General features: G+C 63.6%; 25 protein-coding genes and 1 tRNA gene. 19 read left to right on the plus strand and 7 right to left on the minus strand.

Going from position 1 to position 25,462, the window contains the following annotated elements; genetic code table 11:
* Positions 1 to 19: 19 nt before the first annotated feature.
* Genes DS839_RS31635 through DS839_RS31660 form a run of 6 tightly spaced genes read left to right on the plus strand, consistent with a single transcriptional unit; the run spans position 20 to position 5,906 of the window.
* Positions 20 to 1,240 (plus strand): mandelate racemase/muconate lactonizing enzyme family protein, encoded by a 1,221-nt coding sequence (locus DS839_RS31635; protein ID WP_119274536.1) that lies wholly within the window; start codon positions 20 to 22, stop codon positions 1,238 to 1,240.
* A gap of 16 nt (positions 1,241 to 1,256) precedes the next feature.
* On the plus strand, positions 1,257 to 2,318 hold the full coding sequence (locus DS839_RS31640; protein ID WP_119274537.1) for an ABC transporter ATP-binding protein: 1,062 nt from the start codon (positions 1,257 to 1,259) through the stop codon (positions 2,316 to 2,318).
* On the plus strand, positions 2,318 to 3,160 hold the full coding sequence (locus DS839_RS31645) for an ABC transporter permease (protein ID WP_119274538.1): 843 nt from the start codon (positions 2,318 to 2,320) through the stop codon (positions 3,158 to 3,160). Before DS839_RS31640 ends, DS839_RS31645 begins: the two co-directional genes overlap by 1 nt.
* Complete coding sequence (locus DS839_RS31650; RefSeq protein ID WP_119274539.1) at positions 3,161 to 3,961, plus strand: ABC transporter permease; 801 nt, start codon at positions 3,161 to 3,163, stop codon at positions 3,959 to 3,961.
* 2 nt (positions 3,962 to 3,963) lie between these two features.
* Positions 3,964 to 4,740 (plus strand): SDR family NAD(P)-dependent oxidoreductase, encoded by a 777-nt coding sequence (locus tag DS839_RS31655; protein WP_119274540.1) that lies wholly within the window; start codon positions 3,964 to 3,966, stop codon positions 4,738 to 4,740.
* Between the two features lie 23 nt (positions 4,741 to 4,763).
* Positions 4,764 to 5,906 carry a mandelate racemase/muconate lactonizing enzyme family protein gene (locus DS839_RS31660; RefSeq protein ID WP_119274541.1) on the plus strand — a complete coding sequence of 381 codons (1,143 nt, stop codon included), beginning with the start codon at positions 4,764 to 4,766 and terminating at the stop codon, positions 5,904 to 5,906.
* A gap of 52 nt (positions 5,907 to 5,958) precedes the next feature.
* On the opposite strand, the gene DS839_RS31665 is transcribed toward DS839_RS31660, so the two are convergent.
* Positions 5,959 to 6,372, minus strand: coding sequence for a hypothetical protein (locus DS839_RS31665; RefSeq protein WP_119274542.1), 414 nt, complete (start codon positions 6,370 to 6,372; stop codon positions 5,959 to 5,961).
* A gap of 145 nt (positions 6,373 to 6,517) precedes the next feature.
* The gene (locus tag DS839_RS31670) at positions 6,518 to 6,877 is read right to left on the minus strand and encodes a hypothetical protein (protein ID WP_162918933.1); all 360 of its coding nucleotides are present in this window, start codon (positions 6,875 to 6,877) and stop codon (positions 6,518 to 6,520) included.
* A 430-nt stretch (positions 6,878 to 7,307) separates the two neighbouring features.
* On the opposite strand from DS839_RS31670, the gene DS839_RS31675 reads away from it, so the two are divergent.
* Both DS839_RS31675 and DS839_RS31685 read left to right on the plus strand, forming a co-directional pair.
* Positions 7,308 to 7,568: a hypothetical protein gene (locus DS839_RS31675; RefSeq protein WP_119274544.1), complete on the plus strand. Its 261-nt coding sequence runs from the start codon at positions 7,308 to 7,310 to the stop codon at positions 7,566 to 7,568.
* Between the two features lie 385 nt (positions 7,569 to 7,953).
* Positions 7,954 to 9,843 (plus strand): CHASE2 domain-containing protein, encoded by a 1,890-nt coding sequence (locus DS839_RS31685; RefSeq protein WP_162918934.1) that lies wholly within the window; start codon positions 7,954 to 7,956, stop codon positions 9,841 to 9,843.
* A 21-nt stretch (positions 9,844 to 9,864) separates the two neighbouring features.
* On the opposite strand, the gene DS839_RS31690 is transcribed toward DS839_RS31685, so the two are convergent.
* The 3 genes from DS839_RS31690 to DS839_RS37085 form a co-directional block, all read right to left on the minus strand.
* Positions 9,865 to 10,491 carry a FecR family protein gene (locus DS839_RS31690; protein WP_119274547.1) on the minus strand — a complete coding sequence of 209 codons (627 nt, stop codon included), beginning with the start codon at positions 10,489 to 10,491 and terminating at the stop codon, positions 9,865 to 9,867.
* A 74-nt stretch (positions 10,492 to 10,565) separates the two neighbouring features.
* Entirely contained in the window at positions 10,566 to 11,189 is a 624-nt protein-coding gene (locus tag DS839_RS37080) for a hypothetical protein (RefSeq protein WP_368912033.1), read from the minus strand.
* Positions 11,190 to 11,201: 12 nt separating this feature from the next.
* Positions 11,202 to 11,768: an NAD(P)/FAD-dependent oxidoreductase gene (locus tag DS839_RS37085; protein WP_368912034.1), complete on the minus strand. Its 567-nt coding sequence runs from the start codon at positions 11,766 to 11,768 to the stop codon at positions 11,202 to 11,204.
* 124 nt (positions 11,769 to 11,892) lie between these two features.
* Between DS839_RS37085 and DS839_RS31700 the strand changes: the two genes are divergently transcribed.
* The gene (locus DS839_RS31700) at positions 11,893 to 12,969 is read left to right on the plus strand and encodes an AraC family transcriptional regulator (RefSeq protein ID WP_119274548.1); all 1,077 of its coding nucleotides are present in this window, start codon (positions 11,893 to 11,895) and stop codon (positions 12,967 to 12,969) included.
* Positions 12,970 to 13,038: 69 nt separating this feature from the next.
* Here the strand turns inward: DS839_RS31700 and DS839_RS31705 are convergent, their stop codons facing one another.
* Entirely contained in the window at positions 13,039 to 13,998 is a 960-nt protein-coding gene (locus DS839_RS31705) for a hypothetical protein (RefSeq protein ID WP_162918935.1), read from the minus strand.
* 138 nt (positions 13,999 to 14,136) lie between these two features.
* Between DS839_RS31705 and DS839_RS31710 the strand changes: the two genes are divergently transcribed.
* From DS839_RS31710 to DS839_RS31745, 8 genes are all read left to right on the plus strand, one after another.
* On the plus strand, positions 14,137 to 15,666 hold the full coding sequence (locus DS839_RS31710; protein ID WP_162918936.1) for an N-acetylmuramic acid 6-phosphate etherase family protein: 1,530 nt from the start codon (positions 14,137 to 14,139) through the stop codon (positions 15,664 to 15,666).
* A gap of 156 nt (positions 15,667 to 15,822) precedes the next feature.
* A complete protein-coding gene (locus DS839_RS31715) occupies positions 15,823 to 17,517 on the plus strand; it encodes a pyruvate kinase (protein ID WP_368912035.1) in 1,695 nt (564 codons plus the stop codon).
* Positions 17,517 to 18,842 (plus strand): cation:proton antiporter, encoded by a 1,326-nt coding sequence (locus tag DS839_RS31720; protein WP_119274552.1) that lies wholly within the window; start codon positions 17,517 to 17,519, stop codon positions 18,840 to 18,842. The genes DS839_RS31715 and DS839_RS31720 overlap by 1 nt, the downstream gene beginning before the upstream one ends.
* Before the next feature lie 12 nt (positions 18,843 to 18,854).
* The gene (locus DS839_RS31725) at positions 18,855 to 19,382 is read left to right on the plus strand and encodes a Cache 3/Cache 2 fusion domain-containing protein (protein ID WP_119274553.1); all 528 of its coding nucleotides are present in this window, start codon (positions 18,855 to 18,857) and stop codon (positions 19,380 to 19,382) included.
* A 33-nt stretch (positions 19,383 to 19,415) separates the two neighbouring features.
* Positions 19,416 to 19,907, plus strand: coding sequence for a Crp/Fnr family transcriptional regulator (locus tag DS839_RS31730; RefSeq protein WP_119274554.1), 492 nt, complete (start codon positions 19,416 to 19,418; stop codon positions 19,905 to 19,907).
* A gap of 52 nt (positions 19,908 to 19,959) precedes the next feature.
* Positions 19,960 to 20,484 (plus strand): cupin domain-containing protein, encoded by a 525-nt coding sequence (locus DS839_RS31735; RefSeq protein ID WP_162918937.1) that lies wholly within the window; start codon positions 19,960 to 19,962, stop codon positions 20,482 to 20,484.
* Between the two features lie 121 nt (positions 20,485 to 20,605).
* Positions 20,606 to 21,817 carry a hypothetical protein gene (locus tag DS839_RS31740; RefSeq protein WP_119274556.1) on the plus strand — a complete coding sequence of 404 codons (1,212 nt, stop codon included), beginning with the start codon at positions 20,606 to 20,608 and terminating at the stop codon, positions 21,815 to 21,817.
* Between the two features lie 3 nt (positions 21,818 to 21,820).
* Positions 21,821 to 22,639: a hypothetical protein gene (locus DS839_RS31745; RefSeq protein ID WP_162918938.1), complete on the plus strand. Its 819-nt coding sequence runs from the start codon at positions 21,821 to 21,823 to the stop codon at positions 22,637 to 22,639.
* Positions 22,640 to 22,679: 40 nt separating this feature from the next.
* Here the strand turns inward: DS839_RS31745 and DS839_RS31750 are convergent, their stop codons facing one another.
* On the minus strand, positions 22,680 to 23,687 hold the full coding sequence (locus tag DS839_RS31750) for a L,D-transpeptidase (RefSeq protein ID WP_119274558.1): 1,008 nt from the start codon (positions 23,685 to 23,687) through the stop codon (positions 22,680 to 22,682).
* A gap of 226 nt (positions 23,688 to 23,913) precedes the next feature.
* Between DS839_RS31750 and DS839_RS31755 the strand changes: the two genes are divergently transcribed.
* A tRNA-Arg gene (locus DS839_RS31755) sits at positions 23,914 to 23,990 on the plus strand.
* 272 nt (positions 23,991 to 24,262) lie between these two features.
* Entirely contained in the window at positions 24,263 to 25,387 is a 1,125-nt protein-coding gene (locus DS839_RS31760; protein ID WP_162918939.1) for a hypothetical protein, read from the plus strand.
* Positions 25,388 to 25,462: the final 75 nt, after the last annotated feature.

Genomic DNA, 25,462 nt, shown 5'->3' on the forward strand with positions numbered 1-25,462 from the left:
AAGAAACAACGGGAAGACCATGCCGCTCAAGACGCTGTCGCCGGTGATCGCCGGCCCCCGCCCCAAGCTCAAGATCACCGATGTCGAATGCCATGTGCTGCTGGCGCCGGATTACGATCCGCAATTCACCTCCTCCGCCCAGGACAGCTTCGTCATCGTGCTCAGGACCGATCAAGGCATCGAGGGGATCGGCGAATGCGACGCCAATCCCTGGATGGCGAAAGCCTGCATCGATGCGCCGGGCACCCATACAATGGGATTGTCGATCCGCGAGATGCTCCTAGGCGCCGACCCCTTCGAGATCGGCGAGCTCTGGCGCAAGATCTATCTCGGCACCGCGATGAACGGCAGGCGCGGCATGGTCATCCATGCCCTCTCAGCCGTCGACATGGCGCTGTGGGACCTCTGCGGCAAGGCGCTGGGCAAGCCGGTGCATGAATTGCTGGGTGGTGCCACGCGCGATCATATCCTGCCCTATGCCTCGCTGCAGCCGGCGGGTCACCGCTTCGAGGAATATCGCGACGCGCTCTGCCTCTCGGCAGAAAAGGCGAAGAAGCTCGGCTTCAAGGCGATGAAGACCGAAGTGACGATGAACGGACCCTATGCCCATGGCGGCATGCGCGAGAGCTACGACCGCCACACCGAGGTGCTGGCGGCGGTAAGGAAGACGATCGGGCCCGACATCACGCTGATGGTCGATGTGCAGTATCTCTGGGAGGACGCGAAGACCTGCCTGTCGGTGATCAAGGACTGGCGCGATTTCAACTGCTATTTCCTCGAGACGCCGATCTGGTCGGACAATGTCGAAGAGATGGCGAAGCTCGCAGAGGCAGCGCCCATGCCCATCGCCTGCGGCGAGTGGCTGGCGACGCGCTTCGAATTCGAGGACCTCATGGACCGCGGCAAGGTCAAGGTGGCGCAACCCGATGTCGGGCGGGTCGGCGGCATCGGCGAAGCGAAGATCGTCTGCGACATGGCGAAGGATCGCGGCCTCACCATCGTGCCGCATTGCTGGAAGACCGGCATCTCCATTTCGGCCACCGCGCATCTCGCTTTCGTCACCGACACTTGCGCCTTCATCGAATACCTCCCACCACAGCTCTGCGTCGAACGCCTGCGCCGCGAGCTTGCACAAGAGGAGCTCGAATTCCGCTCCGACGGCACGATCCCGCTGCCGAAGAAACCCGGCCTCGGCGTCGAGATCGATTGGGACGTGGTGAAGAGGTACAAGGTGACGTGAATGGAGTCGCATCCCAATGCCGCTTGAGCTGATCGATCTGTCGAAGCGCTATGGGCCGGTGGAGGTCCTGCCGCCGCTCTCGCTTCAAATCGAGGATGGCGAGTTCCTGACGCTGCTCGGCCCTTCGGGCTCGGGCAAGACCACGGTGCTCAGGCTCATCGGCGGCTTCACCCAGGCGACGTCGGGCCGCGTCGTCTATAACGGCGCGGACGTGACGAAGTTGCCGCCGCATCAGCGGCCCTTCAACACCGTGTTCCAGGATTATGCCCTCTTCCCGCATATGAGCGTCCTCGACAATGTCTCCTATGGGCCGATGGTGCAGGGCAAGCGGAACGACCGGACGCGGAAGCTGATCGAGGAGACGCTCGCCGTCGTCGGCCTCGCCGAGATGAAGGGCCGCTATCCGGGCCAGCTCTCGGGCGGCCAGCGCCAGCGCGTGGCGCTCGCGCGCGCCATCGTCTGCGAGCCGAAGCTCATCCTGCTCGACGAGCCGCTCGCCGCGCTCGATGCGAATTTGCGCAAGCAGATGCAGCTCTTCCTCAAGCAATTGCAGCGCCGCATCAGCACCACTTTCGTCTTCGTCACCCATGACCAGGAAGAAGCGATCACCATGTCGGACCGCATCGTGGTGATGAAGGACGGGCGCATCGAGCAACTGGGCACAGCGAAGGACGTCTATTATGCGCCCAAGACGCGCTTCGTCGCCGCCTTCTTCGGCGAGAACAACCTCATCCCGGGCGCGGTCAGCGAGGCGGGCGCCCAAGGCACGACCGTCGATACGCCCTTGGGCGCGCTCAAAGCCCGCGCCGGCGACTTCGCGTCGGCTGCGAAAGTCATCCTGGCGATCCGGCCCGAGCGGCTGCGCCTCGCCGCCCAAGGAGAAAGCTCCTCCCTCACGGCGCGCATCGAGGAGGTCGTCTTCATCGGCGCCACCACGCGGTTGATCCTGAAGCCGTTGGCCTGCGATGATCTGAGCCTCGATGTCCGCATGCCGAGCGAGGTGAACCTCTCCTTCGCCAAGGGCGATCAAGTCCGCCTCGCCTATGATCCGGCCGACGCCGTGCTGGTCGAGGCCTGATGGAACGGCTGTCGACCAGATGGGCGCTCTTCGCTCTCGTCGCGGCGCTGCCCTCCACACTGGTGCTGGCGCCGATCGCGTCCTTCCTCGTCCTTTCCTTCTTCCGCGTCGAGGGCAACCAGATCGTGCGCGACGTAAGCCTCGTCAATTATGTCAATTTCTTCGGCAGCCCAACCTATTGGGGCACCTTCCTCGGCACGCTGTGGCTCTGCCTCGAGGTGATGGTCTTCGCCATCGCCATCGGCTATCCGGTGGCCTGGTTCGTGTGGAGGCGCCGCGGCCGCTCGCGCTATTTCCTCCTGCTCCTCACCGTGCTGCCGCTGTTCATGAGCTATATCGTCAAGCTCTATACGCTGCGCTCTATCCTGGGATTGAACGGCCTCCTCAACCAGACGCTCCTCGGCCTCAACCTCCTCGACAAGCCGAGCCTGCTCTTCCTCTATAACCAGCGCGCCGTGCTCCTGACGATGACGATCATCTATCTGCCTTTCGCCATATTGCCGATCTTCCTCACCCTGGAGCGCATCCCGCACAACCTGCTCCATGCCTCCTCCGATCTCGGCGCCGGGCCCGGCACCACCTTCCGGCGCGTGGTGCTGCCCTTGTCGCTGCCCGGCACCATCGCCGGCAGCCTCTTCGTCTTCGTGCTGGCGCTCGGCGATTTCGTGACGCCGCAAATGGTCGGCGGCACGTCGGGCTTCACCTTCGGCCGGGTGATCTGGTCGCAATTCGGCCTCGCCTATAACTGGCCCTTCGGCGCCGCCATGGCGGGCATCTTGCTCCTGACGGCGCTCGCCGTCATCGGGCTCGCGGGCTATGTCGCCTCCTTGAGGAGAGTCTAGATGAAGGGCCGCGGTGAAACTCTCGCCGATTGCCTCGCCGGGCTCGTCACCCTCCTGGTGCTGGCAGTGCTCTATGCGCCCGTCATCATCAGCGCGCTGTTCTCGGTCGTCGACATCCACAACGGCAAGATCGACTGGGCGAGCTTCTCGCTCTCGCGCTATGTGACCTTGTGGGACAATCCCTCGATCCTCCAGGCCCTCGCCAATACCGCGATCGTCGCCTTGATCGCGGTCGTCATCGCCATGGCGCTGGCAGTGCTCCTGGCGCTCTATGCGCAATGGGAAGGCGCCATCGGAAGGAAGCTCCTCGAGCTCGTGATCTACCTGCCCTTCCTGTTGCCGCCGATCGTCACCGGCCTGTCGCTGCTCGTCGCTTCGAGCGAGATCGGCCTGGCGCGCGGGCTGATGACGGTCGTCATCGGCCATACCGTCTTCGTGCTCGCCGTCGCCTATCGCCTGGTGCTGACGCGGCTCGAGGCCATGCCGGCCTCGCTTGTCGAAGCCTCTTCCGATCTCGGCGCGAGCCGGCTCCAGACCTTCCGCCATGTGCTGCTGCCGCATCTCGCCTCGGCCATCGTCACCGGCGCAGTCCTGGCGCTGACGCTCTCCTTCGACGAGACGTTGATCACCGTGTTCCTGGCGGGCGAGGTGACGACGCTACCTTTAAGGCTGTGGGCGATGATGCGGGTCGGTTTCTCGCCGGAGATCAACGCGCTGGTGACCCTGGTGCTGGTGATCTCGCTGGCGCTCGCCGGCGTCGTCGCCTGGCGCATGCGGCCCGAAGGACAGACAGAGGAGTGACGATGGCTGCGGCACAGAGACTGAAGGACCGTGTGGCGCTGGTGACGGGTGGGGCGCAAGGCATTGGCGCCGCGATCGCGCGGCGCCTCGCCGAAGAGGGTGCCCGGGTGGTGATCGGCGATGTCGACGACGCAAAGGCTAAAACCACGGCACGCGAGATCGGCGGCGAGACACTGCGCGTCGACATTGCCGATGACACAACGGTCACGGCGCTGGCGCAGGCCATCGACAAAGCGCATGGCCGGCTCGACATCCTTGTCAACAATGCCGCCATCCTCGATGCGACGCCTTTCGATGAGCTCACCATGACGCGCTTTGCAAAGGTGCTCGACATCAATCTCAAAGGCGCGCTCGCCGTGACGCTCGCCACGGCGCCCTTGCTGCGCAAGGCCACGAAGGGCGGACGGGTGCTCAACATCGCCTCCATCATGGGCGTGCGCGGCTCCGTCGCCTCGCTTGCCTATTCGACGGCGAAAGGCGGGCTCGTCAATATGACGCGCTGCCTCGCCTGCGACCTCGCCCCCGACCGCATCACCGCCAATGCCCTCTGCCCGGGGTTCATCAATACCCGCATGGCGCTCTTGCCCGACGGCAGCGGCCATGAGCATGAGACGGACTGGTTCAAGGACATCTATCTCAAATATGGCCGCATCCCCGTCGGCCGCGCCGGCCTTCCCGAAGACATCGCAGGGCCAGCCTATTTCCTGGTCAGCGACGATGCAGCCTATGTGACCGGCCAGGTGCTGCTGGTCGATGGCGGCGTGTCGGCGACTTTCTGAACACCAACGAAAAGAGCAACAACATGAAAATCACCCGCATCACCGCAGCCCCTCTTCTCGGCGAGAGTCCGAAAGGCGGCTGGTCGCACGAGATCCGCCCTGAAGATTCCGTCCACACGCTGATCGCCGTCCATACGAGCGAAGGCATCACCGGCTTCGGCAGCGCCTTCACCAATGGCGGGCTGGTCGAGGCGGCGCTGAAAGTACTGGAGCCCCTCTACAAGGACGAGAACGCGCTCGAGCCTGAGCGGGTGACGGAGAAGCTCAACCAGCACACTTTCTGGATGGGGCGCGGCGGCACGCTGACCCATGCGATCAGCGGCATCGACATCGCGCTGTGGGATATTTGCGGCAAGGCACTGGGGCAGCCGGTCGGACGTTTGCTGGGCGGTGTCTATCGCACGCGCGCGAAGCCCTATTGCTCGCTCCTGATGGAAGAGCCCCGGCAGATGAAGGACGTGGTCCAGCGCTTCCATGCCCAGGGTTTCCGGGCCTTCAAGATCGGCTGGGGGCCGTTCGGCCGCAGCGATGATGCCAAGCTCGACGAGGCGATCGTGCGCGCGGCGCGGGAGGGCATTGGCGATGCGGCCGAGCTCTTCGTCGATGCCGGCGGCAGCGATGCCTATTGGCGCCAGGGCCTCAACTGGGCGGTGCGCACGGCGGAGATGCTCTCCCAATATAATGTCGGCTGGTTCGAAGAGGCGCTGCGGCCCGATGCGCTGGAAGATCATTGCGAATTGCGCAGGCGCAGCAAAGTGCCGATCGCCGGCGGCGAAGTGCTGACAAGGCGGCAGACCTTCCTGCCCTGGTTCGTCAAGGGCGCCTTCGACATCGTGCAGCCCGATGCGACCAAGGTCGGCGGCATCAGCGAGCAGCGGCGCATCGCCTGGATGGCGGACGAGTTCGGCATCCGCTATGTCGGCCATGGCTGGAACACGGCGCTGGGGGTCGCGGCCGATCTGCAGCTTGCCGCCGCGATGCCCAATACGGAGCTCGTCGAATTCATCGGCGGCAGCCCCTATGTCGACGGCATCCTCGCCACACCCTTCACGCTCGACAAGGACGGCTATCTGCCCATTCCGGATGCGCCGGGCCTCGGTGTCGCTCTCGATCCCGACAAGGTCGGGCACTATTCGCCCAAGGCACGCGAGCTCTTCGTACGGTGACGGGTCGAGCTTGGCGTGCCATCTCCACCAGCAAGACTGTCGTCCAGTGCAATCAGTGATGCATGGGAGGACTGTCGATCTGCTCGATGCTCTGGAGGTCTTCGAGAATCTGCTTGGCCATATCGAACAGATCGCGCCGCGTGATGCTGAAGACTAGGGCCAAACCGCCGGTCTGAGCCACCAGCACAGGGCCGGCGGCGGTATTGCCAAAGCCGATCCCGGCGCCAGGGATAAACACCCGAGTAGATGCCAGCTCAGCTCTGCGGGTTGTCGTTTCATCAAGTGTCCGTCCTACTGATGTAATGAGGCTGGCAACCAGATTGCCGGCATCCGTCGAAGCAATGGCGGCCTGATATTCGGCGTCATCGGCATTCCTGACAGTGAGAACAATAGTGCTCGGCTCGCGTTCGAAGCGGCCAATCGCAATTTCTTTGATTTTGGGTAATGGCTTTGCTGGGGAGTTCATTGGCTACCAATTTGATGACGAAAAAGGGGGCGTGGTCGCCACGTTCGGCTCGTTCGTAGGGAAGAGGGGACCGGACCTCAAGGGGGCTCAATGCCCGGCCCCCGCCTGCCTAGGTGTTTCGACCTAAGACAAGCGCAGTCCCTTGCTAGAACTTGGCCTTGCTGATCAAATCGGCGCAGGCTCTGGCAACACCGGGATTTGCATTCGTGCTTCCCGGCATCGTCGCCCATCCCGCCTTTTCTATGAGTGACTCGCGCTCGTAGGTACTTATCTTTTTCAGCTCTTCCTGTTTAGTCGTCGTGTCTCCGGCAACCTGAAACTGAGTGAGGCAGATCGGTGCCAGAGCAGCGACAACAGCGTTCGACGCACGTTGTTCGGCCGTTCGCTCAGCGGTGCCGGCTGTCATCCAGCCGCCGAAGGTAAAGCCGACAAGGGCTAAGAGGCCAGCGCCCAATGCCGCGCCCCATAGTGTGGGTTTAAGATTTGATGGAAGTTGCATCGTCATTTCCTTTCTTGAAATGAGCCTCGCGCTATTCAGCCGGGACGTGCGCGAAATCGGCCGCCCCGAGGCAACGAGCACTCGTGCGTTGTTGAGGGATCTCAGTACTGATAACGCGGTAGCAGCGGTTCAGTCGGGAAAAGCACCGCGTTGCCCCTGAACCGCTTTCTCAGTGGAGACCTAGGCTCCGGAAAATGCGGAAGAAAGACCATCTCATGAGAAAGCCTCCATTGCCGACAGGCGGGAGTCGCTATCTCTCAGTCATCTGCGTGCCAGTGGTCGAAACAGATAATCCCATCACCATGCGCCTCTTCTTCGGTTTGTCCTAGCGAAATCGTCCGCGCAGTGAATAAAAGCCGGAAGTGCGTCATTCTGCTTGCAATAGCGTCCCGAAATCCACATGTGAAATACCATTGCAATCAGGGCGAAACAGTCCATGCAAAATCGTACCACGCGCTTCATCTACTCATTTCCGACGCCATTCAAGCTCACCGGAATGGACGAGATCTGCGCTGCGGGAGATTATGAAGTAATCACTGAAGAGGAGCCGATCGGCGATCTTATCGTGCCGGCTTATCGCCGAATTTCCACGACAATCTATATCCCTCCCCCGGTCGGTCGTCCCGGCATCGGACAGATTGTGGAAATCAACCCGGAAGAATTGATCGCGCCGGTTCTCAAACCCTCTTCGCCATGAACAAGGCGTCATGATGAATGCGGTATTTACAGCTGTTGAGCGCAATCTTCTGAGTGACGTTCTACGACAAGCCTGTGCGGACATCGGACCCGTGAATAACGAGATCAGGTCCAAGATTGCGAACCGCATCCTGAGCATGGCGTGCGACGGTGAGAGGGATTTCGAAACCCTGAGGTGTCGCGCCACCTTGGGTCTTGTCCGTTCCGGATGATGCAATCCAGGTGATGCGATATCGACAGTTCCGCGGCGTGGCTTGCTTGCGCGTTTCGTTGCCCGTCTATAGCGGAGGTGCCAATCTCGGAAGTGGACAATCGACCCATCTCGCGGTTTCCGGGCCGCGTTGCCATGCTATGGTCCACAATCTTGGATGATCTTCGGGCTCCTCATGAAGCCGATAAAATCAAGCGCCGGTCTGGTCGCTCTGGTGGGGGGCCTCTGTCTCCTCGCGGCGCTCGCGGCGGCGCTCCTCGACCCCGGCAAGGTCGTGCGGAATCTGCGCGAGGGCGTCTTCGACCGGCTGCTCCTCTGGTCGCCCCGCGCCAATGAAGAGAGCCCGGTCGTGGTCATCGACATCGGCCGCGACGCGCTCGAGGCCATCGGACCCTGGCCCTGGCCGCGCGACCGCCTGGCCGACCTCGTCAACAAGATCGCCGAAGCTAGACCTGCGGCGCTTGCCATCAACATCCTGCTTCCGGCACGCGAGCCGCCGATAGCGGATCCCGCCGATGACCGCGTGGCGCAAGCCATCGCGCGGGTTCCTACCGTCCTCGCCATGCTGCTCGATCCGGCCCCCGATCCGGAGAGCATCATGATCTCACCGACACCGGTCGCGACCCAGGGCGAGGTCGCGGTGCCGGATCTGCTGCAGATGCCGGGCGTGGTGGCGCCGGCACCCGCCTTCGCGGCCAATGCCAAGGGGCTGGGCGTCGTCTCGCTGCCGGCGGCCGAAGGCCAGCCGGTGCGCTCGGTCTATCTCCTCGCCGTGGGCGCAAAGTCGCTTTTCGCAGGCTTCGCCGTCGAAACACTGCGGGCGGATGAAGGCGGCAGCACGCTGATCGCCTCCGCCCCGCCGCAGGTCCTGCGCATCGGCAGCCACGCCGTGCCGCTTCCGGCCGATGGGACGATGCGGCTTCATTTCACGACGAAGACAAGCCGCGAGGCGCGGACGGTGCCCGCCGAGCTGCTGCTCAAGGGCGGCGCGCCGGCGCCGGACCTTGCGGGCAAGATCGTGATGCTGGGCGCCAGCGCGCCCGAAGCCGGCGGTTTGCGGCTGACGCCGGCCGACCCCTTCATGCCCTCCGTCGAGATCGAAGCCGAGGCTGTCGAGCAGATGCTGAGCGGGCACATTCCGACGCGCCCGCCTTCCATGGACTGGATGGAAGCGGTAGTGGGAGGCCTTATCGGACTCCTCGGCATCTTCGCCGTCATCCGCCTTTCGCCGGGTGGTGCCGCCTTGACCGTGCTGGCGCTTAGCGCTCTCTGGGCGGCGGCGGCGATAGCGCTCTCGACGAAATGGCTCCTCCTCACCGATCCGCTCATCCCCCTGCTCATCGCAGCAATCGCGGTCCAGGGTGCGGCCCTGACCCAGTTTGCCCGGACCTATCGCCAGCGGCTCGCCATCGAGAGACGCTTTTCCATGCATCTGACGCCGGAAATGGTGCGTCGCATCGTCGAGAATCCAGGCGAGATCCGCTTCGCCGGCGAGACGCGCATGATCACCGCGCTGATGACCGACATCGAGGGCTTCACCGCGCTCACCGAACGCGTGGGCGCCGAGGCGACGATCGCGCTCCTCGACCGCTATATCGACACGGTCGCCGGCATCGTGATCAGCCATGGCGGCATGGTGGACAAGATCGTGGGCGACGGGCTGCACGCCTTCTTCAACGCGCCGCTCGATCTGCCCGATCATGCGGAGAGGGCCGTCGCTTGCGCCATCGCCATCGTGAAAGCGAGCGAGGCGCTGCGGCGCGAGCCGGCACTTGCCGCCATCGGGCTCGGGCGCACCCGCATCGGCATCGAGACGGGGCCGGCGGTGCTGGGCGATGTCGGGCGCGGGGCCAGGCGCGATTATACGGCCTATGGCAGTGCGGTGAACCTGGCCTCCAGGCTCGAGGGTGCCAACAAGCGCCTCGGCACGACGGTGCTCATCGGGCCAGGCACCGCCGAGGCGCTCGATGGCCGCATCGCCTTGCGCAGCTTAGGCCCGATCGCCATCAGCGGGCTCGACGAGGAGATCGAAGTGTTCGAGCCGGAAGGCGTGGCGGTGAGATAGACACATCTCTCTCGTCACGCCCTACTGCACCAGGGCCATCGCCTTGGCGATCTTGGGGGCGCCCCATTTCTTGACGGGTCCCGGCGGAGCGCCGGCGCGGGCGATGTCGGTGCCTTCGCCGAGGCTGAGCCGGACCGTGCTGCCTCCGGCCGTGACGTCGACGGCGCCTCTCGCGACGAACACGCCGAATATGCCGTCGATGGGACCGGCGAAGAAACGCGTGCCGCGCACCGCGATGAGGGCGAAGGGGGACTCGACCTCGAGGTGGTTCAGCAGCTTGCCCCTGGTATCGAGCAGGAGCGTGCCGCTGTCGAGCACGAGCTCGCCGCCCTGCTCGACGATGAAGCGGTCGATCCGGATCGAGGTCTCGGCCCCCAGCCGCAAATTCGTCTTGCGCGCGAGCAAGGCCCGGAGCCTGGAGCTCGCCGCCGTCCTCAGCGTGTCGCCGAGAAAGATGGATGATTTGCGCTTCAGCTTGCGGCGCTGATCGTCGATCTCGGCGACGGCATCGCCGGTGATTTCGGACACCGAGCCGACGACCGTTTCGGCCGCGAGAACGGGCCGCACGGCCGTGACTGCAGCACCTAAGGCAAATCCTTGCAGCAACAGTCGGCGATCAAGGACGCGCCGGAGATTGGAACCACGCATGAACTCTCCATCCTTTGGAACTCGGGGACCTCATGCATAGTACAACCTCGGCCCGAGCAGGGCCAGAATTCTGCTTAACCCGCCGACATGATCTCGGCGACGCTCTCCGGCGCAAAGAATTCCGCAGGCCTGATCGTTCCGGCGTTCATTTGCGCAAACCGGTTCATCGCCTTCCGGTTGCCGTGAACGGCCTGAAAGAGCTCACCCATTTCAGGCGGCGGAGGTTCGAGCGTCGCGAGCCCGCAGGTGAAGTCATACATGGATTTCACCTGCGCATCGCGTTGCCGCTGATAGTCCGCCATCGCCGCGTCGAAGGCGCGCTGACCGCTCAAGGCCAGATCCAAAGCGGCGGCGCAGAGCTCGCTGTCGCGGAAGGCGTCGAGGATGCCTTGCCCGGTGATGAAATCCCTGTTGTAGCCGGCATCGCCCACCAAGGCGAAGCCCGGCCCATAGGGCTTGCGGAAATAATTCGGTACCGCGGCGCCGGCATAGCGCGTCATCCGTTTCGCATCCGCAAGCCGCGGGGCGAAGGGTTCCGCCATCGCGATCGTCTTCAGGTAGTTGCCTTCGATGTCCTCCTTGTTGGCCGCGAATTCGGCATAGGGCCAGCCGACAATGACCATGGTCATCCCATCATGCGTCGGGGCCGCGGCAAAGCCGCGCCTTTCGCGAATATAGGTCTCGAACCGACCATCCATGGGAAGCCCGCTCTAGTAAGCATAATAGGCCGCGAGCAAGGGCGGCTTCTCATCATAACTCTCAGGGTTTAGCGCCTCGGCCACGAATGATTGCCTGCCATCGGCGCCGACGACGACCTTTGCTCTTTCACTGACCGGCGCGCCGCCGCGGGAATGGCCCTTGATGCCGACCGCCCGGCCGTTCTCGATCAGCACCTCATCGACGGTGAAGCCTTCGCGCAGCTCGACACCGGCCGCCCGCGCCGCATCGACGAGAATCTTATCGAGGACGGTTCGCCGTGGACAGTAGGCGACGGGAGCCTCCTTGGTACCCGGAGCGCCGGCGATCGTGAAGGGGCCGAAATCGAACGCATAGGTGTCGATGGGCGGGCATCCCGTTTCCTCGAGGGCCTTCAGAAGACCCCAGTTCGACAGCGCGCGCACCGCCAGCGGATGCACCATATGGGTGGAGACCGTGTCGCTCGGAAAGGTCGCGCGGTCGACGGCAAGGACGCGATAGCCCTTGCGCGCCAGGAGCATCGCCGTCGGCGCGCCGGCGCAGCGCGTACCCACGATGATGACGTCAAATGCGTCGGTCATTTTCACCTCGCTTCGCGCCCTGCCCGCTGATCGTCAGGCTAGTCCAATCCCGCAATCCAAACTTTGCCGGAATTCCGTGTTTCTTTGCCGTGAGCTCAATCTCCTGGAGGAGAGGCGGAAGCGAATGGATGCGCTATCCGAGGCATTGCGGTCTGTCCGCATGACCGGCGCCATCTTCTATCACGCCGAATGCACGGCGCCGTGGGGCTTCCGCGTGCCCCATGTCAAGGACGTCGCGCATGTGCTGGCGCCCGGAACCGAAAGGCTGGTCAGCTACCACCTGGTGACCGAGGGCAACGCCATCGTCGGGTTCCCCGATGCGGCGATACCGGTCGCGGCCGGCGATGTCCTGATCATCCCGCATGGCGATGCGCATACGGTCTCGAACGGATCGCCCTCCACATTCATCGACAGCGGCAGCACGCTCGACAAGTTCCTGGCCGGCGATCTCAAGACCATGCGGCTCGGTGGCGGCGGCGAGATGACGCGCTTCGTCTGCGGCTATTTCGGCTGCGAGAAGCATGCCGACAGGCTGTTCCTCGCCGGCCTGCCGCTGATGATCAAGGTCAGCATTCGCGGCGATGCGGCGGGCGAGTGGCTGGAGCACTCGGTGCGCCATCTGGTGTCCGAATCGGGATCGGGCCGGCCGGGGCAATCCGTTCTTCTGTCCAAGATGGCGGAAGCTTTGTTCATCGAGACATTGCGGCGCTACATGGAGCAGCTGCCGGCGGAGCAGACCGGGTGGCTCGCGGGCGCCAGGGACGCGGTGGTCGGCGGCGCCCTCGCCCTCATGCATGCGCGACCCTTCCAGCACTGGACGCTTGCCGGCCTCGCCCAGGAGGCGGGAGCGTCGCGATCGGTGCTCGCCCAGCGCTTTCAACTCTATCTGGACGAGTCGCCGCTCGCCTATCTGGCGCGCTGGCGATTGCAGCTTGCCGCGCGGCTTCTGCAAACGACCCGGCAGCCGGTGCTCCAGATCGCGATGCATGTCGGCTACGAGTCGGAAGCCGCTTTCAATCGCGCTTTCAAGCGCGAGTTTTCCACAGCGCCGGGACAGTTCAGGAAAGCGATGCCGCCTGGCGGAGATTCGCAACGAAGTTCCGGTATCCCTGCTCGTCGGGCAGGCGCAGCGGGAATGAGGGATGCACCGTCACGAAGCCTTGGGACCCGCCGAACATCCGGGAGCCGCGCTCCTTCGTGACGAAGAGGAGCTCGCGCAGGAAGTAGTCATTCCGCTTGGGCTCGCGCTCACACCGCGCAGGGCCGCTCGTCATGCGCTTGGCGCGCATGTCGGCATGACAAGCTCCCCGATCTGATTGGTGACGGTCCTCGCATCCACTCTCCGGCCGGACCAGACCTCGAATTTGCGGCGGACCTCATCGGCAACCTGCGACCGGCGCGCGACGATCAGCTCTTTCGACGTCAGGACGTCGGCGAGGATGTCAGCGTATTTGGAAGCGGTGACCGGATCTGCAAACATGATGAGGGGAACAAAGGGACCCTCTCTGCCGCGCTTCGAGATCACCACCGTGTCCGTTTGCGCGAACGCGGCCGACTTCTCGGCAAGCTTCTTCAGGTTCGCATCGCGCACGCCGCCTTTCTCCGCGCATCGGTTGAGAAGCTTGATCGAAGCGGCAACGAGCCTCGCGTCATCCTCCTTGACCTGCCCGTCCAGAACCACGAACGCGACGAGCGGATTGCTGCCGAAGAAGCCCCGGATGAAACCCTGGAAGAACGTCTCTTCGAGATCGCGGGCGTTTCTGATCTCGACGGATGCCGCGAGCTTTTTCAGCCACTGATCGTGCACGGGGTTCGATGCCAGCTCGAAAGTCCGGGCTGCCCGGTCAAACCAGGGAGACCGCGGCGCATCCGGCACGAGCAGGCTTGCGTCGGTGGGCGCGGCGGGGTCGACCCGTTGCAGCGGGTCGTATATTCCGGCCTTGCCGGCAAAAGCCGTCGTGATCAAGGCGGGGGCAGCAATGCCCGTCACGAAACATTGCCAGTCATCCTGAAGATTGCGGTGCAGATAGACGACGAAGCCGCCGATGATGAACAGCAGGATGCTGCGAATGCCCCAGCCCATGACGACGCTGGTTTTCGGATTTTCGAAGAAGGTGGTAAAATCGGCGCTGAGGGCGGCAATCACGATCGGCATCAGCGCCCCGATCCCGCCCAGCAACCAGCGACGAGAGGCTGCAATTGCGGGTGAGGTTGGTGGCTTGTTCTTCATCAACGACCCTGAATGGCGTAAGCTTACTCTAAGGCAGTGAGTTGATCCAGTTTCTTCTCCGGGAAGACGATTTTCCTGACCGAATATTAACTTGTGCGTAGCGTCAGACGAGAGAACTAAACTGCCGGGATGATTCTCATGAACACGGCGAACGAGTTTCTGGCGCAAAAGAAAATATTCCGGCTCGGCGACCTGCCGACCGAGGCGCCGCATCCCAAAACGGCACAGCTTTCCGATTGGGCGAAAGGCGATCTCGCGCGCGGCCTCAAGGTTTTGCGCGAGGTGGACCTCGACGCCCTCAATCGCATCCTGGACTTGCGCGCCGAGCTCGGCGCTTTCTTCGCGTCCGTGGCCGCGACGCTTGAAAGCGGTGACCGGATCTTCCTCGTCGGCTGCGGCGCCACCGGCCGGCTTTCGCTGTCGCTCGATCATCTGTGGCGGCGGAAATTTCCGGGATCGGCGCAAGTCTCATCGCTGATGGCGGGCGGCGATGTGGCGCTCGTCCATTCGCTGGAGGGCTTCGAGGACTTCCCCGACTATGGCGCGCGCCATCTGCTCGAGCTCGGCTTCGGTCCGAACGACCTCGTGATCGGCGCGACGGAAGGCGGCGAGACGCCCTATGTGATCGGCGCCGTCGAGAAAGCGGCGGAGATGTCGCGGCGCGCGCCGCAGTTCCTGTGCTGCAATCCGCGGCCGCTTCTCATGGCGAAGGTGGAGCGCTCGCGCCGCGTGCTCGCCGATCCGCGCATCTCATCCTTCTGTCTCGACACCGGCCCGATGGCCTTGACCGGCAGCACCCGCATGCAGGCCTCGAGCGTGCTGATGCTGGTGATCGGCCTCGCTCTGGATTTCGGCCGCGACGTGGACGGGGCCTTCGCGGCGCTGGTGCGGTGGATCGATTATCTGAGCCGCCAGGATGTGACGCCTCTCGAGGCTTTCATCGTCCATGAGGCCAACGCCTATCAGGGCGGCGGACACACGATCTATGCGAGCGACGAGTATGCCATCACGGTCATCACCGACACGACCGAGCGGGCGCCGACCTTCAACCTGGCGCCTTTCGACAATCCGCACTATCCGACCGGCCGCCATTCCTTGACCTATCTGACCATCCCCGCAGCGGCGACGGCCAAGGAAAGCTGGCGCCATCTTCTGGCGCGCGAGCCCAAGCCGCTCGAATGGCCCGAGATCCATCCCAAGACGACGAAGGACTATCTCCTCAGCTTCGATTTCGGCCGCAAGGCGCTGGAGATTCGCCAAGGTCTTCCGGGCCCGCTTCAGGTGTTCGAGATCGATACCGCCGAAAAACACCTGCGCCTGCGTTTCATGGGCGTCGAGGAGCGTTTCGCCGTGCCGGATTTCGGCGGCTCGCTTCTCGATCATCTGACGCTGAAGCTCCTCCTGAACATGCATTCGACGCTGGTCATGGGCCGGCTCGGCCGCTTCGAGGGCAATCTGATGACCTGGGTCTATCCCTCCAACGGCAAGCTGATCGACCGCGCCGCGCGCTATACGGAAATACTGTTGCGCCGGCAGGGCCAGGACGATTTCACCTATGACGAGATCGTCCGCGCTCAATTCGCCTGCAAGAGCACGCTCAGCCCGGCGGAGTCGATCGTCCACAAGACGATGGCGAAGTTGCTCGGCGATCGCGTGCGACGGCCTTGAGGGTTTGGGCGGATGCGTGGTCTGACGGGAACTCCACAAGACAGCGCAGGCGCAACGCGGCTGTTGAAGCGCCGGATGCGAGCCTTGTCAGGTGAGTGACGCTATGGCAGGCTCGGTGGCTCGGGGACAGGGAGCGGCACCGTTAAGACTCGTTTCATCTGCACGATCGGTCCGAAGACTGGCGATCAGGACTCTCTTGCGCGCCTCCACGCGGCCGGCATGAACATAGCGCGCGTCAACGGCGCGCATGGCTCGCTCGACGACGTCAAGGCGATGATCCTCGGGCTCAAGCGCGACTTGCCGAAGGGCGTCGAGATCCTCCTCGATCTTCCGGGAAACAAGATCCGCACCGACAATATCGGCGAGCCCTTGGCGCTTGCTGCCGGACAGGAATTCGTCCTTAAGCCCGAAAACCTCACCTACCGCCCGCTCTATAAGAGCCTGAAGCAGGGCGACATGATCTCGGCGGCCGACGGCACCATCCGCCTTCAGGTTCTCGGCGTCGAGGGCGAGGAGGTCAAGACGCAAGTCATCGTCGGCGGCAGGCTCGGCAACCGCAAGGGTGTCAATGTCCGCGGCATCCACGCCAACATCCCCTTCGATTTCGAGCGCGACATCGCGCTCCTCAACATCGCCATCGAGACCCGGATCGACTATGTCGGCCTCTCCTTCGTCCGCAAGGTCGAGCATGTGCGGCGCATCCGGGCCGAGCTCGTCGGCACCGGCATCAGGACGCTGGCCAAGATCGAGACCAGCGAGGCCCTGGAGCATCTCGACCAGATCCTCAAGGAATCCGACCTCGTCATGCTCGACCGCGGCGACCTCGAAGCCGACATCGGCCGGGAGAACGTGCCTCTGACGCAAAAGCTGGTGCTCAGGCGGGCCGAGGTGCTGGGGGTTCCCGTCGTCATCGCCTCGCAGTTCCTGACCTCGATGATGGCAAAACCGCTGCCCTTCATGGCCGAGGTCTCCGATGTCGCCAATGCGGTGCTCGACGGCGCCTCGATCCTCATGCTCTCCGAGGAGACCGCGGTCGGCGACTATCCGTTCGATTGCATCGCCACGATGAAGAGCGTCGCCCAGGCGGTCGAGGGGCGCCTGGCGGGCGAGCACGAGGCGGTCATCCTCGCGGCCGGACCGTCCAAAGGTTTCGGCGCGCTCACGGCGAACAAGCACAAATGCATGCTCGATGTCGGCGGCACGACGATCATCGGGCACCAGATCGAGAATCTGAAAGCCACCGGGATCCCGTCGCGCGCCATCTGCGTGGTCACCGGGCACCATCACCGCCAGATCGAGCATTATCTGCGCGCCGAGGGTTTTGGCGGCACCTTCGCCTTCAACCCGTGGTACCAGACGACGAACATCGCGACCGGGCTCTGGCTGACGAAGAAGAGCGAGTCGAACCTGGTGATCCTCGCGAGCGACGTCATCTTCGATCCGGCGATCCTGAGCGACCTCCTGGCGGCGGAGGGCGACGTGGTGCTCGCCGTCGATCACCGCACGAAATTCGATGAAGAGGACGAGAAGGTCGTCCTCGCCAAGGACCGCGTCATGCGCGCCTCGAAGGATCTGCCGCTCGGCGAGGCGCATGGCGAGTTCATCGGCCTGGCCAAGCTGACGCGCAAGGGCGCGGGGCTGCTCTGGGCGGAGATCGACGGGCTGATCCGGGCCGGCAACATGACGGCCTATCTCACCGAGGCTTTCGAGCAGCTCGCGGCACGGGGCGTCGAGGTCCGCGCCGTCTTCACCAACGGGCGCGCCTGGAGCGACAACGACAATCTGCGCGATCTCGAGACCTCGCGCGAGAGCGTCTATCCGCGCATCCGCGACGCGAAAGGACCACAGTGATGGATACGGACTCGCTGACCCGGTTTCTTCTCTCGCTGGTGATCCTGGTCGTCGCGGCGCATTTCTTCGGCCACTGGTTCGAGCGGCTCAAGCTGCCGCGCGTCATCGGCGAGATCAGTGCCGGGATCTTCCTCGGCCCCTCGGTGCTGGGGGCGCTCTCCTGGGGCGCCTACGATCTCTTCCTGTTCGATGAATTCGTCGGCCACAAGGTGCTGCTCAACGCCTTCTACTGGCTCGGCCTGTGCATGCTGATGTTCACCTCGGGCTTCCACATCCAGCGCCGGTTCCCGGCCGATGAGCGCCGCGACATCAGCCTCCTGGTGATCATCACCAGCACCATCCCCTTCGCGCTCGGCTGGTGGGCGGTCTCCTTCATCCCGGTCGAGCACTACATGCAGCACACCGCCAACATCCTGGCATTCAAGATCGTTTTCGCCGTGTCCGTCACGGTGACCTCGATCCCGGTCATCTCGAAGATCTTTTCCGATCTCCGGCTCATCCAGACCAAGTTCGCCAAGGTCGTGGTGGCGACGGCGACGCTGCACGACATCGTGCTGTGGACCGCGATCGCGGTGGCGACGACGGTGCAGAGCCGGGGCGACGTCCATGTCGGCGAGCTCATCCTCGCCGCCGTCATATGCCTCGTTTTTATCGCCTTCTTCCTGGTGGCGGGGCCCTGGCTCATCGACCTCATCATCCGCCTGGCACCGAGATTCTCGCATGTCTATCCGGTGGGCTATCTCATCATCGTGTGCCTGGCGCTCGCCGCCCTTGCCTCCTATATCGATGTTGGCGCGGTGTTCGGCGCGCTGATCGCCGGGATGCTGTTCGGCTCCCTCACCCAGCCCGAATTCCAGGAAGCGCGAGAGACGATCAGGACCTTCTCGATGTCGTTCTTCGTTCCCGTCTACTTCGCCATGGTGGGGCTGCAGATCAACTTCGCCGGCAACCTCGATCTTCTCCTGACCCTCGAATATCTCGTGTTTTCGAGCGCGGTCGTCGTCCTGACGGTGTGGCCCGCTATGCGGCTCGCCGGCCATTCCGGCATGGCCGCGTGGAATTTCAGCGTCGCCATGACGACACGCGGCGGCCCCGGCATCGTGCTGGCGAGCCTCGCTTACAGCATCGGCATCATCAACCAGATCTTCTTCGTCACGCTGATCATCACGGCGCTGGTGACGAGCCTTCTGTGCGGCATCTGGTTCCGCTTCGTGATCGACCGGCGCCTCGAACTCTATGAGGGGGCGCCGGCGCCCATGGCCCCGGACAAGGCCCCGCGCGAGGCGGGCCACGCTCCGCCGCGGGAAACCGCGGTCCGTCCATAGGAGCCCGCGCCCATGAAAACCGGCATCCTCATCGCCCTCATCATCGTCGCCGCATCGACACTGATGCCCGGTATAGCGCGGGCCCAGGAAGACGAGCGGATCGCCAAATCCATGGAAAGCCTCAAGGCGATGACCGCCAGCCTGGGACCGCCCCGGCTCGAAGGGACGGAAGCCGTCGGCGGCACGGAGGCGCCGGCCCTCTATTTCGGCACGACCAGGATCAACAATAATTTCGACATCGTCGATGCGGTGGGACGCGAAGACGGCAGCGGGATGACGGCGACGCTCTTCGTGAAGAGCGGCGATGACTATATCCGCGTCTCGACCAGCGTGCCCCAGCCCGACGGCAGCCGGGCGCAGGGCACCCTGCTCGAGGGACCGGCGCTCGAGGCGATCAAGGCCGGCAAGGCCTTCTACGGCCAGGTGCCCATTCTGGGCCGCCCCTATATCACCGGCTATGAACCGATGAAGGACAGTTCCGGGGCCCAGATCGGCATTTACTATGTGGGCTATTTTCATTGCTGGTATTGCCAGCGCTGATGCGACAAGGCGCGAGATCGAGAGGACCAACCCATGCCATTCATTCCGGACCGTGACGCGTTCAAGGAAAGCATCGCCTCGCTACCGATAGCGGTTTATGTGCCCGGCGAAACCGTGCTCGATGCCGGGTCGACGAGCGGGCGATTGTTCATCCTCAAGACGGGTCAGGTCGAGGTCCTGCGCGACGGCCAGCAGATCGCCGTCGTTTCCGAGCCCGGCGCCGTCTTCGGCGAGCTCGCCGTCATCCTAGGCAAGCCCCATACCGCCGATGTGCGCGCTATGGAGCGCTCCGAATTCCATGCCGCCGACGCGTCCACGCTCCTGAGCGAGAACAAGGCGGCCTTGCTGTACGTGACCGCGCTCCTGGCCCAGCGGCTCGACACCGCCAATGAAGCCATCGTCGAGATCAAGCGGGATCTGGAAAGCGGCCACCCTCCCGGCGCGATCAGGAAGGCGTTCAGGAAGCTGGAGAAGCTCCTGACCCCCACCGGCCCCATACCGGAATATTACTACTACCCCTATTGAACGCTGCCTGCGGACAGGGCGGCTTGGCACAAACCTGGCGAGGAGGCTGGCTGTGGGTGAAAAGACTGTGACTGAGATGGAGAGCGAGGCGACGGCGAAGCGATGGCGGCCCATCGCCGGTGGGCGTGGTTCAAGCTTTGCCGCGGGATTTCTGCTGGCGCTCGCTTGTGTCGCCGCCGTTCTGAGCCTGGCGCCGGCGCCGCTGCGCGCCTATGACGCGACAGCCTCGCAGACCGACAGCATCTTCACCAGCAACCAGACCATCATCGGGCAGACCATCGCCTATCCCGCCGGCACGCCCATGCTTCGCACCATCATCCTCACCGTCCCGCCCGGCGGTCAGAATGCCTGGCACAGCCATGAGACGCCGGTCTTCGGCTATATGCTCGAAGGCGAGCTCACCATCGACTATGGCTCGAAAGGGGTAAGGGTCTATCGCGCCGGCGACGCCCTGCTCGAGGCGATCGACTGGCCGCATCAGGCGAGCAACCGCGGCACCGTTCCGGCCCGCATCCTCGCGCTCAATATCGGCACCGAGAGCGGCACCTTCGCCGTGCCGGCAGCGGGCGCCAAATAGGCCGCGCGCGGGCTCACCCAAGGGATGAGGAAAAGGGGGCTGGTCATCGCGGCCGGTCCCAAAGTATGCTGGGCCCCTACGTCACTTCGCCAGACCCGTCGAGGCAACCAGGTCCGGAACCATGACCGTCGCGATCTGCATCAACTGTGGCACGCAGAAAGAGGGCAGCTTCACCAAATGCCCCGCTTGCGATTTCGGTCCCGTATCGGATCGCGAGCTCATCTATTCGCTGGCCTTCTCCGACAATAATTACTCGGCCGACACGCTGGCCCGGATCGGCGCCGAGATCGCCGAGACCGGGACCGTTCCGGCTCTGCCGCCCGATCAGGAAGCCGCTCTCAAGAAGAAGGTCTCGGCCTATCCCTTGAAGAAGGTCATCGTCGCCGACAACAAGGAAACGAACGAAGCCGCCATGGCCAAGGCCGCGCTTCCGGCCGAGGCCTATGCGCATCTGCAGCTCCTGCCGCATCTCATCTTCGCGCTCGTCGCCGGCGCCGATGCGAAGATCGACCGCAAGGAAGAGGCGGCGTTCGACAACATGCTGCGCGTTCCGATCTGCCGCGACACCTTCGGCAGCCCGCTCTTCAAATCCCTGATCTATTTCGGCGCCGAGCCCCGGGGCGACAAGAAGAAGCAGAAGCTCAACGATGCCTATCTGACGCAGACGCGCGCCATCCTCCACAAGCACCTCTCGCCCGAGGAATATAACGAGTTCCGCGAGGACGTGCTGACCTTCGGCTCGATCATCGCCGCGGCGTCGGGCGGCATGCTGGGGCTCGGCAACAAGGTGAGCAAGCTCGAGAAGGCGGCGCTCTATCTGCTCGAAAGCTATTTCCCGCAGCGCGCATCGCCCACCGGCGAGTACAGCCCGGTCCTGAGCGTGATGACCGAGCCCTGGGTGCACAAGCTCGACGACACCATGTTCAAGAGCTTCGGCTTCCGGCCGTCCAAGATCCAGATCGGCGTCTATATCTCGTCCATCCAGGATCTGGTCGGCAAGATATCGCTGAGCAAGCCCTCCTATCTCATCGAGCGGGGCGAGATCCTGCATACGACATCGGCGCTGGTCAGCCTTGCCCCCAACGACCTCGCGGCACTGTTGACGAAGCAAGGCCCGCTCTACGCCTCGCTGACCCGCTCGGCCCTCAGGGCCATGTCGACCAGCGACAAGGCGCAGATCGAATCGGCGCTCAAGCAGCTGGCCTGGGAGTTCCACGACAAATGCTACCGGCGTGATCCTTTGGGCCATATGGTCCAGCTCCTGACCGTCCTCGCGCCCACGATGATGGAGTTCACCTTCGAGACACTGAGCAAGGTGAAGACGGGGCGGTAGCGCGTGAGTGATCTGCCATCAGGAGAAAGCGTGTTCTGCTCGATCCTGAGAGGCGCAACGCTCCTGATCCTGCTTCTGCTCTCCGGCTGCGGCATGCCGTCGACCGGAACCCAGATCCAGGCGACGGCGGAGGGCAAGCTTCTGCAAAGCTTCATCGACAAGCTGCAGGCGGGCGATCTTTCAGGGCTCAATATGCTGATCGATCCTCAGGCCAGCAACCGGCCCGATGTGGTGAAGGCCCTCGAGCAATCGGCCGAGATATTGCCGGATGAGTCACCGAAATCGACCGAATTCCTGAACTGGTGGGTGAACACGGACAACACATCCGGCCGGACCTCGGGCGCTTCCGCCCAGCTCGACTACCCGACGCGCTGGGTGCTGGTGACGGCAAGCTTTGCCGGCCAGCCGGAAACCATGAAGGTCACTGCCTTCAGGGTCGACTTTGCGGTCAAGGGTAAGGACGGGGCATCTCCCTTCACGTCCATGGCCGGCGCCGGCGGATCAGCCGGCATCGCGAATCTGGCCGCGGCCTGGATAACCGTGGCCGTTCTGCTGGTGGCCGCCGTCACCTGCGTGCTCGTCCGGGGATTGAACCGGAAATGGCTGTGGATGCTGGTCATCCTCTTCGTGACGCCCGGCATCGAGGTGGAGCCCGCGAACGGCATCTATCGCTTCAACTTCATCGATTTCGGATGGGCGGATGGCAGCTGGTTCCAGCCGCAACCCGGCTGGCACATCGTCGTTCCGCTGGGCGCCGTCGTTTTCTTCCTGAAGCTGTGGAGCCAGAGGCCTGTGGCGAACCGGCCGGCAAGCGGCACATAACTCCTCACCCTGAGGTGGCCGCGTAGCGGCCCTCGAAGGGCTAGCTCGCCGCCGCATTGCTCATGACGACGAAGCCATTGGCGCTCCGCGTCACCGAGGAGGCCGGCTTGTCGGTCAGCACCAGGACCATGCCGGGATGCATTCTTGACTGCATCGCGGTGATGAAGGCGGGTGCGGCGCGGATGCGCTTGATCACATCGATATTGGGCTCAGGCGCCGTGCCGCCCTCATCGTGATGATAGCCATAGGCATGCCAGACCAGCCCCTTCGAGCCGTCATCGGGGCGCGCCAATGTGAACATGTGCGAGCCGAGCGGCGTTCCGGGATTGTCGATGACGACAGTGCCTTCCGCGACCTCGGCGCCGTTCTCGAACAGATAGCCCTTTTTGTCGGCCGAGCTGATGATGGCGGCGAGCGGCACGGGAGTCGGCCCCGTAGACGCATGCTGCACCGGGCTCGGCGTGTTCTTCTTCACATGGCCGGAGACCGCATCGAATTCGTGCTCGGCATAGGCGCTGAGCGTCATGCCGGGATGCGTCACCTCGGCGGGCTGCGTCGCCGCATTGGCGATGATCACCGGCGTGCCGACATGGGTGATGCTGAAGAGCAGAGCGGAGAAGTCGAGCGGCAGCCGCACGCAGCCATGGCTTGCGGGATAGCCCGGCAGGTTGCCGGCATGAAGCGCGATCCCCTTCCAGGTCAGGCGGTTCATATTGGGCATCGGCGCATTGTCATAGGTGCCCGAATGATGATCCTTATCCTTCTCAAGGATGGTGAAGATGCCGGTCGGCGTCGTATGGCCGGGACGGCCGGTGGAGCAGGTCGAGCTCGCGACCCGGATGCCGTTGCGATAGACGAAGACCAGCTGCTCCGGCAGCGAGACGATGATGGCAAGCGGCCCGGCGCCGGTGCGCTCGGGATGCCAGGTGTATTCGCCGGGCTTCAGCGCATAGGGGTCCTTGTCGACCAGCTGGCCGCGCACCGCGGAAGCAGGGCAGAGAGCGACGCCGAGCAGCGCAATCACCGCGCGGCGGGAGATGTGTGGCATGTTGGGGTCCCGGTTGTTGGTTGGGGTCGTCGTCGGTTTCAGGCTACACCACCCCTTACCGCTGGGTAAAGCCAGTCCCCGACCAATCGCTCGCGGTCCATTTTGTCGAGCCTATACAATTGGTTATACGGAAATTCCGATGCGTCTCAACCGATGAGGGCGCGCCGAGCCAAGCCTCGGTTGCGGCGCGCCTCAAGCTTCGGCTATATGGTCTCACTTTGCGGAAGCACCCGTAGCTCAGCTGGATAGAGTGCTGCCCTCCGAAGGCAGAGGTCACAGGTTCGAATCCTGTCGGGTGCGCCATTATTGTTTCGATAGCTTACAAGATATTTTGCTGGGCATTTTGCCTTACTCAATGTTGGCGTGGGGTTGCTCCAGGTCTGAGCTGCCGCCCGACATTTAAGCAGACCTTAAGATCGATGATGGACGCTTAGAATCGCATCTGAGCAGGAGCATTAAGGATGATACTTGCACGACAGGGGCGGCTGATGGGAGTCACAGCCGCTGCAGCGTATCTGCTCCTGCTTCTTGCGACGCCTACAGGTCAAGCTGCCGAATTTGAAACGCTGCCGACAGTGAGCGCCAGGGCGATCCTGGGCGACAAAGTCGGGGGCCCGAACTACTATGTCGACGAGGCCGTGCAAAGCGATGGATATGTGGAGATTTTCACGCTCGTCACTAAATACGGCCGCTTCACCATCCAAGGCCGCGCTCTGCTCGTCCGAAGGCTCGACGAGCTCAGGGCGATAGTGGCTATCGAAAGAATGAGCAAGTCGAAGGCCTTTGTGAAGGCGCTCGCAACATCCGCTATTGCGCCGGCGCGGCTCGCCGTCGAAACGGTGAAGAATCCGGTTAAAACGGTGAAACAGACAGTGAGCGGGGTCGGGGCATTTTTCGATCGCCTGGGATCGGGACTGAGGAATGCCGGCAGCGACGACTCCGACGGCCTAATCGAGGGCGCGCTCGGGGCCAGCTCAGCCAAGCGCCAGATCGCCAATGAACTGGGCGTCGATCCCTATACCGACTTCAAGCCTTTGGCGACCCGGCTCGATCAGCTGGCAGCCGCAACGGCGGCAGGCGGGCTCCTTCCCCAAGCCGCATTTACCGCCATCGGCGGCCCCGCGGGAACAGCGCTCTCGTCGACTAGCTCTGTCGAAGGTGTTCGCGTGCTTGTCCTTGACCAGACGCCGGCCCAGCTTCGCGATCTCAACCGCGCGAGGCTCACGGAAATGGGCGTGGGCAAGGCTGCCGCCAGCCGGTTTCTCAACAACCCATTGTACACGCCGACCGACAAGGTGGCGTTGGTCGCCGCGCTCCGCAGCCTCAAGGGGGTGGAGAACCGCAGCCTCTATATCGATCGCGCCGGGCAGGCGAAACGCCGCGATGCCGCTCTCTTCCTGGTGAAGCGTGCCGAGCTTATTGCCCAATATCAGAGATCGACTGGAGGGATCGTGCGTTTCATATCTCTAGGAGGTATGCCGCTCAATCAACTCGAGGATGGCCGTATCTTGGCGGTGATGCCCTTCGATCGGCTTGTTCTGACCGAAGAGGTGAGCCGCACTTTCGCGACCGCGACTGAAGATATGCGTAAACTCGAGAGACGCCCAACCGGCGAGCTGCGCATCACCGGACAAGTGACGAAGAAGGCGCGACGGAAGCTGAGAGAGTTGGGGTGGACGGTCGCGGAACGCGGACCGTGACGGTGTGGTTCCAGGGCTGAGCGATCATCAGTCGGTGGAACATGCGCGGTGCTGCGGCGCACGGAGGGCGGAGCG

The organism is Taklimakanibacter deserti, from assembly GCA_003574785.1.